At 72.6% G+C, this 18,571-nt stretch carries 13 protein-coding genes and 1 pseudogene; 10 read left to right on the top strand and 4 right to left on the bottom strand.

Going from position 1 to position 18,571, the window contains the following annotated elements:
* Positions 1-67: 67 nt before the first annotated feature.
* Positions 68-1,639: an acyl-CoA synthetase gene (locus NP777_RS06840; RefSeq protein ID WP_256649150.1), complete on the top strand. Its 1,572-nt coding sequence runs from the start codon at positions 68-70 to the stop codon at positions 1,637-1,639.
* Positions 1,640-1,866: 227 nt separating this feature from the next.
* A complete protein-coding gene (locus NP777_RS06835) occupies positions 1,867-2,472 on the top strand; it encodes a chorismate mutase (protein ID WP_256649149.1) in 606 nt (201 codons plus the stop codon).
* 8 nt (positions 2,473-2,480) lie between these two features.
* On the opposite strand, the gene NP777_RS06830 is transcribed toward NP777_RS06835, so the two are convergent.
* Together NP777_RS06830 and NP777_RS06825 are read right to left on the bottom strand one after the other, a co-directional pair.
* Positions 2,481-3,038, bottom strand: coding sequence for a GNAT family N-acetyltransferase (locus tag NP777_RS06830; protein ID WP_256649488.1), 558 nt, complete (start codon positions 3,036-3,038; stop codon positions 2,481-2,483).
* 34 nt (positions 3,039-3,072) lie between these two features.
* Positions 3,073-4,701 (bottom strand): acyl-CoA synthetase, encoded by a 1,629-nt coding sequence (locus NP777_RS06825; protein ID WP_256649148.1) that lies wholly within the window; start codon positions 4,699-4,701, stop codon positions 3,073-3,075.
* Between the two features lie 175 nt (positions 4,702-4,876).
* Between NP777_RS06825 and NP777_RS06820 the strand changes: the two genes are divergently transcribed.
* The 6 genes from NP777_RS06820 (at position 4,877) to NP777_RS06795 (ending at position 11,394) form a co-directional block, all read left to right on the top strand.
* A complete protein-coding gene (locus NP777_RS06820) occupies positions 4,877-5,683 on the top strand; it encodes a crotonase/enoyl-CoA hydratase family protein (protein ID WP_256649147.1) in 807 nt (268 codons plus the stop codon).
* Between the two features lie 58 nt (positions 5,684-5,741).
* Positions 5,742-6,701 carry a Zn-ribbon domain-containing OB-fold protein gene (locus tag NP777_RS06815; protein ID WP_256649146.1) on the top strand — a complete coding sequence of 320 codons (960 nt, stop codon included), beginning with the start codon at positions 5,742-5,744 and terminating at the stop codon, positions 6,699-6,701.
* Positions 6,702-7,778, top strand: coding sequence for a thiolase domain-containing protein (locus NP777_RS06810; RefSeq protein ID WP_256649145.1), 1,077 nt, complete (start codon positions 6,702-6,704; stop codon positions 7,776-7,778). It begins immediately after the preceding gene.
* On the top strand, positions 7,775-8,941 hold the full coding sequence (locus NP777_RS06805) for a thiolase domain-containing protein (RefSeq protein WP_256649144.1): 1,167 nt from the start codon (positions 7,775-7,777) through the stop codon (positions 8,939-8,941). The genes NP777_RS06810 and NP777_RS06805 overlap by 4 nt, the downstream gene beginning before the upstream one ends.
* A gap of 93 nt (positions 8,942-9,034) precedes the next feature.
* The gene (locus tag NP777_RS06800; protein WP_037958670.1) at positions 9,035-9,280 is read left to right on the top strand and encodes a DUF397 domain-containing protein; all 246 of its coding nucleotides are present in this window, start codon (positions 9,035-9,037) and stop codon (positions 9,278-9,280) included.
* 305 nt (positions 9,281-9,585) lie between these two features.
* Complete coding sequence (locus NP777_RS06795; RefSeq protein ID WP_256649143.1) at positions 9,586-11,394, top strand: AMP-dependent synthetase/ligase; 1,809 nt, start codon at positions 9,586-9,588, stop codon at positions 11,392-11,394.
* Between the two features lie 79 nt (positions 11,395-11,473).
* Here NP777_RS06795 and NP777_RS06790 read toward each other — a convergent pair whose 3' ends face one another.
* Entirely contained in the window at positions 11,474-12,574 is a 1,101-nt protein-coding gene (locus NP777_RS06790) for an isoafricanol synthase (protein WP_256649142.1), read from the bottom strand.
* 256 nt (positions 12,575-12,830) lie between these two features.
* Here NP777_RS06790 and NP777_RS06785 point away from each other — a divergent pair.
* Together NP777_RS06785 and NP777_RS06780 are read left to right on the top strand one after the other, a co-directional pair.
* Positions 12,831-15,693: pseudogene (locus NP777_RS06785) on the top strand (ATP-binding protein).
* A 61-nt stretch (positions 15,694-15,754) separates the two neighbouring features.
* Positions 15,755-16,255 carry a hypothetical protein gene (locus tag NP777_RS06780; RefSeq protein WP_020873536.1) on the top strand — a complete coding sequence of 167 codons (501 nt, stop codon included), beginning with the start codon at positions 15,755-15,757 and terminating at the stop codon, positions 16,253-16,255.
* A gap of 134 nt (positions 16,256-16,389) precedes the next feature.
* On the opposite strand, the gene NP777_RS06775 is transcribed toward NP777_RS06780, so the two are convergent.
* Positions 16,390-18,414: an N-acetylmuramoyl-L-alanine amidase gene (locus tag NP777_RS06775; protein ID WP_256649141.1), complete on the bottom strand. Its 2,025-nt coding sequence runs from the start codon at positions 18,412-18,414 to the stop codon at positions 16,390-16,392.
* Positions 18,415-18,571 lie beyond the last annotated feature (157 nt).

Here is an 18,571-nt window from a genome sequence, read left to right as displayed (position 1 = left end):
CCCGCGCACCCGCGTACCCCGTTCGACATTCCCCTGACCCCGCCGTCAGAAGGAGGACCGGACCGCCATGTCCCCTACACCCAACGGCTTCTGGGCCCAGGCCGCGCTCGAGCCCGACCGCACCGTGCTCATCGCCCCGGACGGCGAGGAGTGGACCGCCGGGCGGCTGCACAGCGCGTGCAACCGGCTCGTCGGCGGGCTGCGCGCCGCCGGGCTGCGCCGCGGCGACGCCCTGGCGATCGTCCTGCCCAACGGGGTGGAGTTCTTCGTCGCGGCGCTCGCCGCCACCCAGGCCGGGCTCTATCTGGTGCCGGTCAACCACCATCTGGTCGGCCCCGAGATCGCCTGGATCGTCTCCGACTCCGGTGCCAAGGTGCTGATCGCCCATGAGCGCTACGGTGGGCAGGCGGCCGCGGCCGCCGACGAGGCCGGGCTGCCCGTGACCCACCGCTACGCGGTCGGTGCCATCGACGGCTTCCGCCCGTACGCCGAGCTCATCGAGGGGCAGCCGGAGGAGCCGCCCGCCGACCGCGAGCTGGGCTGGGTGATGAACTACACCTCCGGCACCACGGGCCGGCCGCGCGGAATCCGCCGTGCGCTGACCGGAATGCTCCCCGAGGAGAGCCATCTCGGCGGCTTCCTGCGGTTCTTCGGCATCACCCCGCGCGCCGAGGAGCCCGACCACGTCCATCTGGTGTGCTCACCGCTCTACCACACCGCCGTACTGCAGTTCGCCAGCTCCTCGCTGCACATCGGCCATCCCCTGGTGCTCATGGACAAGTGGACGCCCCAGGAGATGCTGCGCCTGATCGACACCTACCGCTGTACGCACACCCATATGGTGCCGACCCAGTTCCACCGGCTGCTCGCCCTCCCCGACGAGGTCAAGCGGTCCTACGACGTCTCGTCGATGCGGCATGCCATCCACGGCGCCGCGCCCTGCCCCGATCACGTCAAGCGCGGGATGATCGACTGGTGGGGCGGCTGTGTCGAGGAGTACTACGCGGCCAGCGAGGGCGGTGGCGCCTTCGCCACCGCCGAGGACTGGCTGAAGAAGCCGGGGACCGTCGGCCGCCCCTGGCCCATCAGCGAGATCGCCATCTTCGACGACGAGGGCACCCGGCTCGCCACCGGTGAACTCGGCACCGTCTACATGAAGATGAGCACCGGGGGCTTCGCCTACCACAAGGACAAGTCCAAGACCGAGAAGAACCGCATCGGCGACTTCTTCACCGTCGGCGACCTCGGCCTGCTGGACGAGGACGGCTATCTCTACCTCCGCGACCGCAAGATCGACCTGATCATCTCCGGTGGGGTCAACATCTACCCCGCCGAGATCGAGGCCGCGCTGCTCACCCATCCGGCCGTGGCCGACGCCGCCGCCTTCGGGATCCCCCACGAGGACTGGGGGGAGCAGGTCATCGCGGTCGTGGAGCCCGCCGAGGGGCATGCGCCGGGGCCCGGCCTGGCCGAGGAGATCCTCGCCCACTGCGCCACCCGGCTCGCGGGCTACAAATGCCCCAAGTCGGTGGAGTTCATCGCCGAGATGCCACGCGACCCCAACGGCAAGCTGTACAAGCGGCGGCTGCGCGAGCCGTACTGGGAGGGTGTGGTCGACGCGGGGCAGACCCCGCACTGAGCGTGGGGTCGGCCGACCACGGCCCGCCCGATCCGGCCATCTTTCGCTTACGGGGCCGGTTCCGCTTCCCGCGGAACCGGCCCCGTGGCGTGCTCGCGGTGCGGCGCCCTATCGTTCCAGGCCCGGCCACCCGGCCACCCGGCCACCCGGCCACCCGGCCACCCGGCCACCCGGCCACTCGGACGGTGGCGGGGGCCGCCCGTACCGCCGAGAGAGGAACTCCGCCCATGCGACCGCATCCGTCCCCGCGCCATGCGCTGATCGCCGTGCTGGCCACCGCCGTGCTGGCCACCGGGGCCACCGCCGCCGTCGCCGCACCGGCCGGCCCGGCCCGTGTCCAGCACGGCACCCTGCGGCCGCTGGTCGACCTGTCCGCGCAGCGGGTGCTGGTGGCCGACGAGGTCGCCGCCGCGAAGTGGGGCACGGACAGCCCGATCGACGACCCGGCGCGGGAGCGGGAGGTGCTGGAGGCGGTGGCGCGGCAGGCCGAGGAGCTGGGCGCCGACCCGGTGGCCACATCGAGGATCTTCCGCGACCAGATCGAGGCCAGCAAGGTCGTCCAGCGCGGCCTCTACAGCCGCTGGGACGCCGACCCCGCACAGGCGCCCACCGAGCGCCCCGACCTCGGCCGGGTCCGGCTGGAGATCAACCGCATCAACGGCGAACTCGTGCGCGCCATCGCGGACTCGGCTGCCGTGCGCGAGTCCCCCTCCTGCGTGGGACACCTCACGGCCGGGGCCGCCGCCGTGGTCCACGGGCGGCATCTGGACCCGCTGCACACCGTGGCGCTGGGCCGCTCGCTGCCCTCGGTGTGCGAGCGCGGAGAGCGGTAAGGCGGCGGTCAGGCCGCGGGGCGGTCGTTGAGGACGCGCTGGAAGAGCAGATGGTCCCGCCAGGCGCCGGCGATGTGCAGATACTCCGGTGCCATGCCGATCCGGGTGAATCCGCAGCCCAGCAGCACGCGTTGGGACGGGACGTTCTCCACCAGTGTGCTGGCCTCGATCCGGTGCAGTCCGAGCCGCTCATCGGCCGCCCGGCAGATGGACCGGACGGCCAGGGTGGCCAGCCCGCGGCCGATGTGCCCGGCGTCGATCCAGTAGCCGAGATGGGCATTGCGCCAGGGCCCGAGGACGATATGCGACAGGGTGACCGCGCCCAGGACGCGCTCGCCGCCGGCCAGCACCCAGGGCACCATCCGGCCGGCCTCCCACTGCTCCAGCTGGTCCCGCAGCCGGGCGGCCTGGCCGTCGGCGGTGAAGAAGCTCTCGTCCCGCCGTGGGCTGGTGGGGCCCAGATGCTCCTCGTTGCGCGTGAACGCGTCAGCGAGCGCCGCCGCGTCGTCCTCGACGGCGATCCGCAAGGTGATCCCGTCGGCCAGGGTCACAGGAGGGGGAACGATCACCCGTTCAGCCTACGGGGTGTCCGGCGGGGGTTCATCCACCGTGCGAGGTGTCCTGGTCCGCTCCCTCCGCCACCGTCCGCGCCCAGCGGTAGTCGGCCTTGCCGCTGGGGGAGCGCTGGATGCGGTCGGTGAAGACGACCGTACGCGGGATCTTGTAGCCCGCGAGCCGTTCCCGGCAGTGGTCGCGGACCGCGTCGGCGGTGAGCCCGGACGCCTGCGCGCGGGGCTGGACGACGGCCGCGACGCGATGGCCCCAGCGGGTGTCCGGAACGCCCGCCACCAGCGCGTCGTACACATCCGGATGGGCCTTCAGGGCCTGTTCGACCTCCTCCGGATAGACCTTCTCGCCCCCGGTGTTGATGCACTGGGAACCGCGCCCGAGCACGGTGATCACACCGTTCTCGTCGACGGTCGCCATGTCGCCGAGCAGCACCCAGCGCTCCCCGTCCGCCTCGAAGAACGTCTCGGCGGTCTTCTTCGGGTCGTTGTAGTAGCCGAGTGGCACATGGCCGCGCTGGGCGACCCGGCCGGGCTCACCGGGCGCCACCGGGGTCAGGGTCGCCGGGTCCACCACCGTCGTCCGGGCGTTGACGCGCAGCCGGAAGCCCTTCTCGGGGCCGGAGTCGGCGGTGGCCGTGCCGTTGAACCCGGACTCCGAGGAGCCGAAGTTGTTCAGCAGCAGGGTGTGCGGGGAGAGCTCGGCGAACTGGGCGCGTACGGTCTCCGAGAGGATCGCGCCCGAGCTGCTGACGCTGAGCAGCGAGGAGAGGTCGGTGCCCTTGAGGGGGCCGGTCAGGGCATCCACCAGGGGCCGCAGCATCGCGTCGCCGACCAGCGAGACCGAGGTGACCTTCTCCTTCGCGATCGTCCTCAGCACCTCCTCCGGCATGAACTTCCGGTGCAGCACCACCTTCTGACCGAAGTTGAACGCGATGAAGGCCGTAAGGGTGGAGGTTCCGTGCATCAGCGGTGGGGTGGGGAAGAAGACCAGCCCCTCGCCGCCCGCGGCCACCCGCTCGGCCAGCTCCTCCGGGCGCTCGACGGGCCGGCCGGTCGGGGCCCCGCCGCCAAGACCGGAGAAGAAGAGGTCCTCCTGCCGCCAGACCACCCCCTTGGGCATCCCGGTGGTGCCGCCGGTGTAGATGATGAAGCGGTCGTCGGCGGACCGGGCCGGGAAGCCGCGCTCGGGCGACCCGGACGCCTCGGCCTCGGCGAACGCCACGGACGGGCCGGGGCCGTCCCCGGTGCCGACTCGCACCAGATGGCGCAGGGTGCGAGTGTGGGGCAGCGCGGCGGCCACCCGCTCGCCGAACTCGGCGTCGTAGACCAGCGCGGCCAGCTCCGCGTCGCGGTAGAGGTAGACCAACTCATCCTCGACGTAGCGGTAGTTGACGTTCACCGGCACCGCCCGGATCTTCAGGCAGGCCAGCGCGGTCTGGAGGTACTCCACCCCGTTGCACAGATGCAGTCCGACATGCTCGCCCGGGGCGATACCGCTGTCCATCAGATGGTGGCCGAGCCGGTTGGCGGCCGCGTCCAGCTGGGCGTATCCGAGCCGTCGCCCGGCCCCGGTGCCGGGATGGTCGAGGTACACCAGCGCCTCTCTGTCGGGCACGGTGTCGACGATCGACTCGAACAGGTCGGCAAGGTTGTACTCCACGACTCCTCCTGACCCCTCGATACCTCTCGATCCGGCGGCTCGGCGCTCATTAGAGCCGCGCCGGGATGAGGTGGGAAGGCCTGCGGAACAAGAAATCTGACTGAGCATCAGGTTTCTCTTGAAGTCGGTCCCCGGCTGCTGCAACCTGTTCTAGGTCTCGAGACGGGAGGACGTCGTGACAAGCGGGACCGAACACCTCATCGCCGAGCGCGTCGGCGCGACCCTGGTGCTCACCTTGAACCGGCCCGAGGCCAGGAACGCGCTCTCGCTGCCGATGCTGGTCGGGCTGTACGACGGCTGGACCGAGGCCGACGAGGACGACGCCGTGCGCTCCGTGGTGCTCACCGGCGCCGGCGGGGCCTTCTGCGCGGGAATGGACCTCAAGGCGCTCGCGGGCGGCGGCCGGATGGACGGACAGCATGTCCGCGACCGCCTCGCGGCCGACCCCGATCTGCACTGGAAGGCGATGCTCCGCCACCATCGGCCGCGCAAGCCGGTGATCGCCGCCGTCGAGGGTCCGTGTGTCGCGGGCGGCACCGAGATCCTTCAGGGCACCGACATCCGGGTCGCGGGCCGCGGCGCCACCTTCGGGCTCTTCGAGGTCCGGCGCGGGCTGTTCCCCATCGGCGGCTCCACCGTACGGCTGGCCCGCCAACTGCCCCGCACCCACGCCCTGGAGATGCTGCTCACCGGGCGCCCCTACCCGGCCGAGGAGGCGGCGCGGATCGGGCTGATCGGCCATGTCGTCCCGGACGGCACGGCGCTGGAGAAGGCCCTGGAGATCGCCGAGCTGATCAACGCCAACGGCCCGCTGGCCGTCGAGGCGGTCAAGGCGTCCGTCTACGAGACCGCCGAGATGACCGAGACCGACGGTCTGAAGTCCGAACTCGAGCGCGGCTGGCCCATCTTCGACACCGCCGACGCCAAGGAGGGCTCGAAAGCCTTCGCCGAGAAACGGCCGCCGGTTTACCGCCGGGCGTGACCCCACACTCAGGCCCGCCGCACCCACCCCGCGGCCGCGCGGAAGGAGACGCACCCCCATGACCCCGGCCCCCACCCCCGAGGTGCTCAAGGCGCCTCTGGTCGTCGAGTTCCCGTTCACCCGCTCCCTCGGCCCGGTCCAGAGCGCCTTCCTCACCGGACTGCGCGAACACACCGTGCTGGGGGTGCGCACCACCGACGGCCGGGTGCTGGTGCCGCCCGTCGAATACGACCCGGTCACCGCCGACGAACTGGCCGACCTGGTCGAGGTCGCCCCCACCGGCACCGTCACCACCTGGGCCTGGAACCCCGCGCCGCGCCGCGGCCAGCCCCTGCGCACCCCCTTCGCCTGGGTGCTGGTGCGGCTGGACGGCGCGGACACCGCCCTCCTCCACGCCCTCGACGCACCAGGGCCCGACGCCGTGCGCACCGGGATGCGGGTGCGGATCCGCTGGGCCGCGGAGCGCGAGGGCGCCATCACCGACATCGCCTGCTTCGAACCGTACGACGGCGCCGACGGCGGCGAAGCCGTCCCGCACACGGGTACGTTCACCGACCCGGTCAGCGGCATCGTGGCCCCCGCCCGCCTCGACTACACCTACGCGCCCGGCCGGGCCCAGTCGCGCTATCTGCGGGCCCTCGCCGACCGCACCACCTACGGGGAGCGCTGCCCGTCCTGCCGCAAGGTGTACGTCCCGCCCCGGGGCGCCTGCCCCACCTGCGGCGTCGCCACCGAGGAGCAGGTGGAGGTCGGCCCGCGCGGCACGGTCACCACCTTCTGCATCGTGAACATCAAGGCCCGCAACCTCGACATCGAGGTGCCCTACGTCTACGCCCACATCGCCCTGGACGGCGCCGATCTGGCCCTCCACGCGCGCATCGGCGGCATCCCCTACGACGAGGTGCGCATGGGGCTGCGCGTGGAGCCCGTATGGAGCGAGGACGGCCGCTACCCCGACCACTACCGCCCCACCGGCGAACCCGACGCCGACTACGACACCTACAAGGAGATGTTGTAGATGCGAGAGGTGGCCATCGTCGCCTTCGGCCAGAGCGACCACCGGCGCGACACCGCGGAGATCTCCGAGGTCGAGATGTTGATGCCCGTCCTCCACCAGGTGCTCGACGCCGTCGGACTCCGGGCGGGCGAGATCGACTTCACCTGCTCCGGCTCCTGCGACTACCTGGCGGGCCGCGCGTTCTCCTTCACCATGGCCCTCGACGGCGTCGGCGCCTGGCCGCCCATCTCGGAGTCCCATGTGGAGATGGACGGCGCCTGGGCGCTGTACGAGGCATGGACGCGGCTGCTGACGGGCGAGGCGGAGACCGCGCTCGTCTACTCGTACGGCAAGTCCTCGCCCGGCGATCTGCGCGAGGTCCTCACCCGCCAGCTCGACCCGTACTACGTGGCGCCCCTGTGGCCGGACTCGGTCTCCCTCGCCGCCCTCCAGGCCCAGGCGCTGCTCGACGCGGACGACACGGGGGACGGCGTCGCGGACGAGCGGGCGCTGGCCGGGGTCGCGGCGCGCAGCCGGACCGCGGCCGAGGACAACCCCCATGCCCAGCTGGCCGGTTCACCCCCGCCCGAGGCCCTCCTGGACGAGCCGTATCTGGTGCGGCCGCTGCGCCGCCACGACTGCCCGCCGGTCGGCGACGGCGCGGCCGCCGTCGTGCTCGCCGCCGGGGACACCGCGCGCCGGCTCTGCCGCCGCCCCGCCTGGATCCGTGGCATGGACCACCGGACGGAGGCGCACAGCCTGGGCGTACGGGACCTCACCCGCTCCCCGTCCAGCCGGCTCGCCGCCGAGCGCGCGGGCGCCTTCGAGGCCCCGGTCGACCTCGCCGAGCTGCACGCGCCGTTCACCTCGCAGGAGCTGATCCTCCGCCGTGAGCTGCGGCTGGGGGAGGACGTACGCGTCAATCCGTCCGGCGGGGCACTGGCCGCCAACCCCATCATGGCCGCCGGGCTGATCCGCCTCGGCGAGGCCGCCGCCGCCATCCACCGCGGCGCCGCCGACCGGGCCCTCGCCCACGCCACCTCGGGCCCCTGTCTCCAGCAGAACCTGGTGGCCGTCCTGGAAGGGGATGCGTCGTGACGAAGGAGCCGGTGGCCGTCGTCGGGATCGGCCAGACCAAGCACACCGCCGCACGCCGGGACGTCTCCATCGCCGGACTGGTCCGGGAGGCCGCCGTACGGGCCCTGGAGGACGCCCAGTTGACCTGGGCGGACATCGACGCCGTCGTCATCGGCAAGGCCCCCGACTTCTTCGAGGGGGTGATGATGCCCGAGCTGTACCTCGCCGACGCGCTCGGCGCGGTCGGCAAGCCGATGTTGCGCGTGCACACCGCGGGCTCGGTCGGCGGCTCCACCGCGCTGGTGGCCGCGGGCCTGGTCGCCGCCCGGGTCCATCGGACCGTCCTCACCCTCGCCTTCGAGAAGCAGTCGGAGTCGAACGCCATGTGGGGGCTGTCCCTGCCCATCCCCTTCCAGCAGCCGCTGCTGGCCGGGGCGGGTGGCTTCTTCGCCCCGCACGTCCGGGCGTATATGCGGCGCACCGGCGCGCCCTCCGGCATCGGCGCCCTGGTGGCCTACAAGGACCGCCGCAACGCGCTGCGCAACCCCTACGCGCATCTCCACGAGCACGATCTGACGCTGGACCAGGTGCGGTCGTCCCCGATGCTGTGGGACCCCATCCGCTACTCCGAGACCTGCCCCTCCTCGGACGGCGCCTGCGCCATGGTGCTCACCGACCGCACGGGCGCGGACCGCGCCCCGTATCCGCCCGCCTGGATGCACGGCGGCGCCATGCGCAGCGAGCCGACGCTCTTCGCGGGGAAGGACTTCGTCTCGCCGAGGGCCGGCCGGGACTGCGCGGCCGATGTCTACCGCCAGGCCGGGATCACCGACCCGCGCCGGGAGATCGACGCGGTGGAGATGTATGTGCCCTTCAGCTGGTACGAACCCATGTGGCTGGAGAACCTGGGCTTCGCGGACGAGGGGGCGGGCTGGAAGCTCACCGAGTCGGGGGTGACCGAACTCGACGGCGAACTTCCGGTCAATCCCTCGGGCGGGGTGCTGTCCACCAACCCCATCGGCGCGTCCGGCATGCTGCGGTTCGCCGAGGCCGCGCTCCAGGTGCGCGGGCGGGCGGGCGAACACCAGGTCGATGGCGCCCGTAAGGCGCTCGGCCACGCCTATGGGGGAGGCTCGCAGTTCTTCTCGATGTGGGTGGTCGCGGACACGTCACCCGCCGGGTGAGTCTCCTGCTCACTCCTCCTTTCGTGGCCTGTGCGGCACCGGCCACGATCGCTAGGGTGGGGCGCGGACGACGATGCGGGAGGATGAGCTGACGTGGCCGATACCACCACCACCGAACAGCCACTGACAGGAAGCGGCGAGAAGCCCGAACTCGACCTCTCGGGCGCCCAATGGCAGTCGAGCAGCCAGGGCGTGGGCGATGTGGAGATCGCCTTCGTGGAGGGATTCATCGCGATGCGCCACGGCCGCCGTCCCGAGGGCCCGGCGCTGATCTTCACCCCGGCCGAGTGGCGCGCCTTCGTCCTGGGCGCCCGGGAGGGCGAGTTCGACCTCACCTGAACCGGGGAGGGTGATCGGGGCGGGCGGATCCGGCCGGACCGGATGGCCCGCCCCGTAGTGCGTTATCGGCCAGGATCAGAACGCGCCGCGGCCTGGTGGACCCCTTCACTCCGCATGCCGAAACGTGAGCGTGACTCACGGTAACACCGGCAGGTCGCGCCGGGTCCCCATGGGTGGGAACAGAATCGTCCACCGCTCTATGCAGCCCCGGCCCCGGGAGGTAGTTTTCCCTCCCACCTCCCCGTTGCGCGGGGCGGAAAGTCGGCTGAAAAGGGGGTGCCGTGCGCGAATTCAGTCTCCCTCACATGGTGGAACCGCTGCGTGCGGGTGGGCTCGCGGACTCGGTGTACGAGCTGGCGGACCGCGAACCGGACAGGGTCCAGTTCGCCCGGCGCGACCCCGCCGACCGTGCTCAGTGGACTCCGGTGACCGCCGCGGCCTTCCGGGACGAGGTCCTGGCGCTGGCGAAGGGCCTGCTGGCCGAGGGGGTGCGGTTCGGGGACCGGGTGGCCCTGATGGCCCGGACGCGCTACGAGTGGACGCTGTTCAGCTATGCCCTGTGGTCCGTCGGCGCCCAGGTGGTGACCGTCTACCCCACCTCCTCGGCGGAGCAGGTGGGCTGGATCCTGGCCCGGACGCGGGCCGTGGCCGTGGTGGTGGAGGGCGAGGACGGCGCGATGACGGTCGGCGCCGTCTGCGACGCCCTGCCCGCGCTGCGCTCCATCTGGCAGATGGACCAGGGGTGCGTCACCGAGCTGTGGCGACGCGGCGCCGAGGTCCACGACGAACTGGTCACCGAGCGGCGCTGGCTCGTCGAACCGCGCTGCACGGCGGTCATCTGCTACACCTCGGGCACCACCGGACGGCCCCTGGGATGCATGATCACCCACGCCAATCTCGCCGCCGAGTGCGACACCCTGTTCGCGGGCTGGGGCGGGCTCTTCGCCGAACCAGGACAGCGGCCCGCCATCCTGGCCTTCCTCCCGCTGGCGCACATCTACGGACTGATGGTCCAGGTGCTCTGTGTACGGGGCGGCATCCTCATGGGGCACGAACCCGAGCTCAGCCCGTCGTCGCTGCTGCCGTCCCTCGAGTCCTTCCACCCGACCTGCGTCTTCGCGGTTCCCTACATCTTCGAGCGGATCCTGGGAGCCGCCCGGACCGCCGCCCAGGACGCCGGCAAGGGCTCGCTCTTCGAGCGGGCCATGGACACGGCGGCGCGCTACGCCGCGGCGGTCGAGCAGCAGTCGCGGGGCGCGGGAAAGGGGCCGGGCCCCGGGCTCAGGGCCGCCCACGCCGTCTTCGACCATATGGTCTACCGGCGGCTGCGGGCCGTCCTGGGCGGGCGGGTGCGCTACGCGGTCACCGGCGGCTCACCGTTCAGCCGGGAGCTGGGGCTGACGTTCGCCGGTGCCGGGATCACCGTCTACAACGGCTACGGCCTTACCGAGACCACCGCCGCCATCACCGCGCAGCCGCCCGGCCGCCCCCGGCACGGCACGGTGGGCCGCCCGATGCCGGGCACGGCGGTGCGCATCGCGCCGGACGGCGAGGTGTGGGTGCGCGGCGGCACCGTCTTCGCGGGCTATGTGGACGATCCGGAGGCCACCGGGGACGCGCTGCGCGACGGCTGGCTGCGCACCGGAGACGTCGGATTCCTCGACGGCGAGGGCTATCTGACCATCACCGGCCGTAAGAAGGACATCATCATCACCAGCGGCGGCAAGAGCGTCTCCCCGCTGTTGCTTGAGGAGCGGCTGCGGGCGCATCCGCTGATCTCGCAGTGCGTCCTGGTGGGCGACAACCGCCCCTTCGTCGGCGCGCTGATCACCCTGGACGCCGAGATGCTGAGGCGCTGGCACCAGGTGGTCGGCGCGCGGCTTCCGGTCGGCCGGGAGCACGCGTCGGCGAACAAGGCGCTGCACGCGGAGATCCAGCAGGCGGTCTCCACGGCGAACCTCTCGGTGTCCAGGGCGGAGTCGATCAGGGCCTTCCGCATCCTCCCGAACGAATTCACCGTGGCGGACGGGCTGTTGACGCCCTCGCTGAAACTGCGGCGCGACGCGGTCTACAAGCTCTGCGCCGCGCAGATCGAGCAGCTCTACGCGAGCTGAGCGACCGGGCGGCGCTACGGTGGCCGAGCGATCGGCGCCGCGGCCGCCGAGCGATCGACTACGCCGACTGAGCGATCGGCTAAACCGACTGAGCGCCGGTCAGCTGGGCCCAGGGCCGCTGCCGCCCCCCGCTGACCGCCTCGGTGCCCTGTTCGTCGTACCGGGCCGTACGCAGCGACCAGCCCAGATTGCCCGTCATCACATGCCGCATGCCGTCCACATAGCGCGCCACGGCGCGGTGGGTGTCCGGGTCCGCCCCCGACTCGGCGAGCAGCGCGGGCAACTCGGCCGCGGTCTCCTCGAACCAGCGGTAGCGGGCATTGGCCAGGTCGGCGATATGGCGTACCGCGTCCTCCAGTTCACCACCCGCGCGCTCCCACTGGACGATGACGCTGTTGTGGACGTCGCCGACGGCCAGCTCCTTGTCCAGGGAGGCGATGTCATTGGTGAAGACCACCACATCGTCCGTAGCCTCCCGCATCCGTTCCAGCGGGAAGCCGCCGTGCAGCGCGGGCGGCAGGGTGTAGCCGCCGAACGGCTCGTTCAGATCGAGACAAGGCTGTACGCCGATCGAGTGGCGCCGCAGCGCCAGTACGTCCTCCACCGAGCGCGGCGCGTCCGCGCCGCCGGCCCCGGACGGGGCGCCGGTCCGCTCCAGCGCCTCGCGGTGGTAGGAGTGCAGATATTCCAGCCAGTGGTGACGGAAGCGGTCCCGCCACACCTGGGGCCGCCCGGAGTTGATCCGGCGCCACAGGTCGCGGAAGCTCTCCAGCAGCGGCCCGTCGTCACCGCCCGCCCTGCCGTGCGCCAGGTCCTCGTCGGTGATCCGTATGACGTCCGCCACCAGCCCCGCCACCGCCTCCGGACGGCTGCCCAGCTCCCCGTCGAACTGATCGTCGAAGACGAAGTACCAGCCCACGAGGTCACTGCCCAGGTCCAGGTCGGCACCGGTCGCCCGGGGGTAGAACAGGCCCGCCAGCACGTCGAAGCGGAGCGCGTCGTACTCGGCGACGGACGCGTGGTCCGCGAAGACGCCGAAGCCCGAGAGCCATTGGATGGTGTGGTGCCTGGCCGCCTCGGTGCCGGGGCTGAGGTCCGTCGAGGCCGGAAAGGCGAACTGGGCCGCCCGGCGCGGCAGTGCCGTCCGCCGGGCCTGTGGTCGCGCAGCGTGCGTGTGCATGAGTCGTCTCCGCCCCCTTCGTCGTGCGGGCGGCCGGAGTCCGCCCGCATATACCACAGGCGAAAGCGGTATCTGGCCAACCCGTTGAATCCGGTCATCCTCGCGTGCGGGACGTGGCATCGATAGAGGAGACGGTGAATTGGCGTGTGCCACTGGCAATGCCCGGCGGAAATCCCTCCATGGGGGAGCTACGCAGCGTGCCATCCGCGCTACGCTCGGCGTCACCTGCCGGAGGGGAAGCAACGTGGCGGAGTACATGAGCCAGCAGAACCGGACGCGTCGGAGGACACTGCTGGAGCGGGAGCGGGAGCTGCGCGCGGTCGACGCCGCGCTCACCGAACTGTGCGGCACCGATCCCGCCGACGGGGCCGAGACCCGCGGCGGCGGGGTGATCGCCTTCGAGGGGCCCGGCGGCGTCGGCAAGACCGCGCTGCTCGGCGAGGCGCGCCGCAGGGCCGCCGCCCGCGGCTGCACCGTGCTCCGGGCCCGCGGCGGCGAGCACGAACAGGGCGCGGCCTTCCATGTGGTGCGCCAGCTCTTCCAGCCGGTGCTCGCGGAGACCGGCGAGGCCGAGCACCGCAGGATCCTCGGCGGCTGGTACGAGATCGTCGCGCCCGCGGTCGGCCTGGTGGTCTCGGGCCACGGCGGCGCACCCGATCCGCAGGGCGTCCGCGACGGCCTCGACTGGCTGGTGACCCGCTTCGCCGTGGAGCACGCCCCGGTCGTCATGATCCTCGACGATGTCCACTGGGCCGACCCCGAATCGCTGGACTGGCTGACCCGGTTCGCCCCGCGCACCGCCGACCTGCCCCTGCTGCTCGCCGTCGGCTACCGCCCGGAGGACCTGACCGCCGACGTCGCCGCGATACGGACCCTGGCCGAGCGCCAGGGATCACGGCCGCATGTGCTGTCGCCGCTCACCCCGGGCGGAGTCGGCAGGATCGTCCGAGAGGTCCTCGGGGACCACGCCGACGAGGCGTTCTGCCGCGAGTGCTGGGCGATGACCGGCGGCAACCCCTGGGAGATCACCGAACTCACCGCCAAGATCCGCGACCGCCGGCTGAAACCGCAGTCGGAGAACCTGCCCGCGCTGCGCGAGCTGGTCTCCTCCGCCAAGGACAGCGGGCTCAACGACCGGCTGACCCGCCTCGGCACCGCCGCCGTCCGCCTCGCCTGGGCCGTCGCCGTCCTCGGCATCGAGGCCACCCCGGCGCTGACCGCCAATGTCGCCGGGCTCAGCGAGACCGAGGCCGCCGATGTGGTGGCCCGGCTCGTCGACGCGCGGATCCTGGCCCCGCCGCGCGCCGGGAATGGCGCCCGGCCCCTGGAGTACCTCCACCCGCTCATCGCCACCGCCGTCTACCAGGCCATCCCCGGCGCCCTGCGGGTGGCCATGCACGGTCAGGCCGCCACCGTGGTGCTCGGCGCGGGCCTGGGCTCCGCGGCCGCCGGCCGGCATCTGCTGGAGATGCACCCCGAGGGCGACCCCTGGGTGGTGCGTCATCTGCGGGCGGCCGCCCGGGAGTATCTGCGCGCCGGAGCCCCCGACGCCGGGCGCCGCTGTCTGGCCCGAGCCCTGCGCGAACCGCCCGCCCTGGAGGAGCGCGCCGCCGTGCTGTACGAGCTGGGCTGTGCCGCCCAGCTCACCGAGCCCGACGTCACCGTCAACCATCTGCGGGCCGCGCTCGAGGAGCCCGAGCTCGGCCCCGAGCTGCGCGAGGCGATCACCTACCGGCTCGCCCAGGCGTACGGCCACAGCGGCCGGATGGAGGAGGCCGCCCAGGTCTTCGCGGACGAGGTCGGGCGGGCCACCAGCGCCCGCACCCGGCTGCGGATGCAGACCGAGCAGCTGATGTGGAACATGTTCCGCGCCGACGAGAAGGAGTCGCCCGCCCGCTCCCGGCGGCTGGCCCGGCTCGCGGACCACCTCACCGGCCGCGGCATGGCCGAGCGCTATCTGATGGGGCTGCGCGCCTGGGACGCGATGACGCGCGGAGAGCCGGTCGCCACCGCCCTGCACTACGCGGAAGAGGCCCTCGGCGACGGCCTCAGCTGGACCGACGACGACTGGGGCTTCGAGGTGCCCATCCTGGTCGCCCTGGTCTTTCTCCACTGCGACCAGCCCGGCCGCGCCGAGGAGCTGTTCAACAAGGGCATCGCCGAATGTGAGCGCAAGGGCTGGCGCGGCTCCCACCTGGCGTTCGGCTTCACCCTTCTCGGCTACGCCCGTCTGCGCCGCGGCGCCCTCGGCGAGGCGGAGGAGCTGGCCCGTGAGGGGATGCGGATCGCCGATCTGGTGGGCTCCTCGACACCCGCCCACTGGACCGCGGTCGGCACCCTCATCGGAACGCTGATCTGCCGGGGCCGGGTCCAGGAGGCGCAGGAGTTCGCGGCCCGGCACCGCGGCGAGACCCTGCCGCAGGCCACGCTCTGCCCCGATGTCCCGGCGGTCCGCGGCGAGCTGCTGCTGGCCGCCAATCTCCACCGCGAGGCCCGTGGCCGGCTCACCGAGGTCGGCCGCCGCATGGACGGACGCGGTATGCGCAATCCCGCCTGGTGCCCCTGGCAGCTCCACCTCGCCCAGACCCTCGCGCTGACCGATCCCCGGCAGGCCGCCGAGGTCGCCGACGACGCGGTGCGCCGCGCCCGTCAGTTCGGCACCCACTCCGCCATCGGCAAGGCACTGCACACCGCCGCCACCGTCACCCAGGGGCCGGACCGGATCAAGCTGCTGGCCGAGGCCGTCAGCCATCTGATGCGGTCACCGGCCGCGTACGACCTGGCCTTGGCGCTGGTCGACCACGGCGCCGCGCTGCGGGGCCGACGCGCTCGCGGCACGGGCCCGCGACGAGCTGTCCGCGGCCGGACTGCGTCCCATGCAGCTGCGGGTCGATCACACCAGCCCGCTGACCTCACAGGAGCAGGCCGTCGCCGAGCGGGCCGCCGAGGGCTGGTCGGACGCCCGGATCAGCGAGGCCACGGGTCTCGATGAGCGCGAGGTCGCCCGGCTGCTGTCCGATGTCTACCGTAAGGTCGGCACCGACCGGGCCGGGCTGGCCAAACGGCTCATCACCCCCACGGTCGGCCTGCCCCAGCGCCCGGCGCCCGACCCCGGATGAGGGGTGCGGCCCGGCCGCTCCCCGGCACGGCAACCGGCGCGCGGCCACGTACCATGTCCGCATGTCCTTCCTCCGCCGCCGCAGCGCCGCCACGCCCACCGGGCCGGACTTCGACGTCCTCGCCATGGACCCGGGAGACTGGCCCGGCGATCTCGGGGCGGGGCTGCTGCCCGCTCCGGACGGCACCTGCCAGGGCGTCTTCCTGCGCTACGACCTGTTCGGCGGCCGCGGCCCGGCGATGATCATCGGCAATCTGCCCGAGGGCTCCCCGGCCCGGGAGGTGGCCGAGGGCCAGCCGCCGTTCGAGGTGACCCAGCTGCTGGCGGCGCTGGGGAACGACGAGCCGGTGCAGGTGGTGGACACCGAGGACAGCCCGGTCATGCACGAGGACAATCTGCTCATCGTTCGCCGGATCAAGCTCTCCGAGGGCCGGATCTCCTGCGCCCAGTTCGACCGCAGCGACGGGGTGCTCGTCACCATCGCCAGCTGGGACCGGCCGATCACCGACGATCTCTACCGGCTGCTCAAGCCGCTGCCCGCGGAGATGTTCCAGCAGCGCTGAGCGAAGCGGCGCTGAGACAAGCAGCGCTGAGACAAGCAGCGCCGAAAAACCTTCGCCGCGGGCCGTGAGACGCCCGTACGGTCGCTCACGGCCCCCGGCCGTCCGTCATACGGCGGACTGACGGCCCGTCAGACTCACTTCCCCGAGCGCCGGACCGTCACATCGGCGGCGCGGACGAACGCGACCCGGTGCCCGAACTGGATCTGGTAGTACACGTCCTGGCCGCGCACCACCTTGTGACCGGCCGGATCGAAGGTGGTCGCCCACAGATACTCGCCCCGCACCCTGAGCCCCAGCGGATAGGACTGCCCGGCGAGCAGCTTGTACGGCAGCGGTGAGACCGCCTGCACCGGCACCCCCTCCGGGTACGCCTCCTTCTCCGGGTAGGCGCGGCCGTACACCGGAACCTCCGCCGACCCGGCCTTGGGCGTCACCACGAGCCCCTCGGCGCTCACCGCCGTCGGCCGCCGCTTGGGGTTCTGGAACCAGGCCCGCTGGCCGAGGTACCAGATCGCCGTCCAGTCGCCCTCGTGCCCCGCGACCGCGAACTGCTGTCCGGTGGTGGCGCGGGCGCCGGTGTCATTGACCCCGGTCGTCGAGTCCGCGCCGTCCGGGCGCAGCCCGATGTCCTTGACCAGCGGGGCGTCCGCGCTCGGCGCGGTGTGCAGCCGCACCGCGGACGAGCCGTGCGGGGCACATGCCTGGCCCGCCGTCTCGCAGTCGGTGTAGACGGGCTGGTTGGTGCCGTAGTCGGGGCGGATGATGACCAGACCGCCGGAGGAGCCCGCGGTGCGCCGGAAGGGCGCGCCGAGCAGGGTGAAGTAGTGCGCCCAGTCCCAGTAGGGGCCGGGGTCGGTGTGCATGCCCTTGATGGTCGAGGTGGTGGTGCCGGGCACATTGTCATGGCCCAGGATGTGCTGGCGGTCCAGCGGGATGTCGAACCGCCTGGCGAGGTAGCGCACCAGCCGCGCCGAGGAGCGGTACATCGCCTCCGTGTACCAGGCGTCCGGGGCGGTCAGGAACCCCTCGTGCTCCAGGCCGATGGACTTGGCGTTGACGTACCAGTTGCCCGCGTGCCAGGCCACGTCCTTGAGCGGCACATGCTGGGCGATATGCCCGTCGGAGGAGCGCAGAGTGTACTGCCAGGACACATAGGTGGGGTCCTGGACCAGCTTGATGGTGGTGTCCCAGGAGCCCTCGGTGTCATGGATGACGATGTAGTCGACGGACTGCGAGGAGGGGCGGTCGCCCAGGTCGTGGTTGCCGTAGTCGTTGTCCCCGAATTCCTCGTAGGGTGCCGGGATCCACTCGCAGGACACGTCCTTGGGGGCCTCGACCCGCGGATCCCGGGCCCGGGACGGCAGACCGAGCGCCCGCAACTGCCGGGTGTCCGGGGCGACATCGGGGGCCGCGTCGAGGGAGACCCGCTCGCCACCGGCGGTCGTCCGCGCGGCACCGCCGCGGATCACCCCGTACACCTCGTCGGCGAAGAAGGCGGCGGCTCCGGCGTCACCGGCGCCGGAGTAGGCCGCCACCGCCGCGTACCAGTCGGCGGGGTCCTTGCTCGACGGGAGCCCCAGCCGCTTCTGCGTGGCGGCCAGCAGCGCCGCGCCACCGCGCACATTGGCGCTCTCGTCGCCGCGCAGCGCCTCCGCGGACAGCCCGGTGAGGTCCGCCGCGCGGCTGAGGGTGCGCAGCCGGGCGGGCAGCTGCCGGGGCTGGGGGACGGTGGCCTTGGGCACCCGCGGCGGCCGGGCGAGATCGCCACGCGCGTCCTCGGTGCCCTCGCTGTGGTGCGAGGCGGTGAGCAGCGCGGCGTGGGCGTCGGTGAGGTGCATGGGGCCGTAGCCGCCGGTGACACTGGGCGCACCGCCGTGGCCGTCCCAGCGCGACTGGAGATACGACACGCCCAGAAGCACGCTCAGCGGAACGCCGTACTCGGCGGCCGCGGCCGCGAAGGCGCGCTGCAGGGCGCCGCCGCCGGCACCAGGCCCATCGGCCCGCCGCTGGTCGGCATGGGCGGCGGGGGTCGCGGAGACCAGCGGGAGCAGAAGGGCGGCGGATGCCGTGGCTCCCGCGGTGCGCAGCGTGGTTCTCCGGGTGGGACCGGACGGGGCTCTGTTCGCGTCGTGGGCGCTGTCCTGTGCGGATCCTGGCATTGCAGCCTCCTCAAGCGGGCCGGGCCGAGCCGAGCCACTTAGAGATATGCGCTGCCAGGCGTGGCGTCAATCGCCGTCACCCGGACGGACGTTCGCACGTCCACCCGCCTGCGGCGCGTCACCGGTCCAGACCGGTGACGCGCCGGGCGGCCGCACC

Source organism: Streptomyces rugosispiralis, from assembly GCF_024505145.1.
In the GTDB taxonomy this organism is placed as follows: domain Bacteria; phylum Actinomycetota; class Actinomycetes; order Streptomycetales; family Streptomycetaceae; genus Streptomyces; species Streptomyces rugosispiralis.
This window is presented reverse-complemented; position numbering and strand designations above follow the sequence as displayed.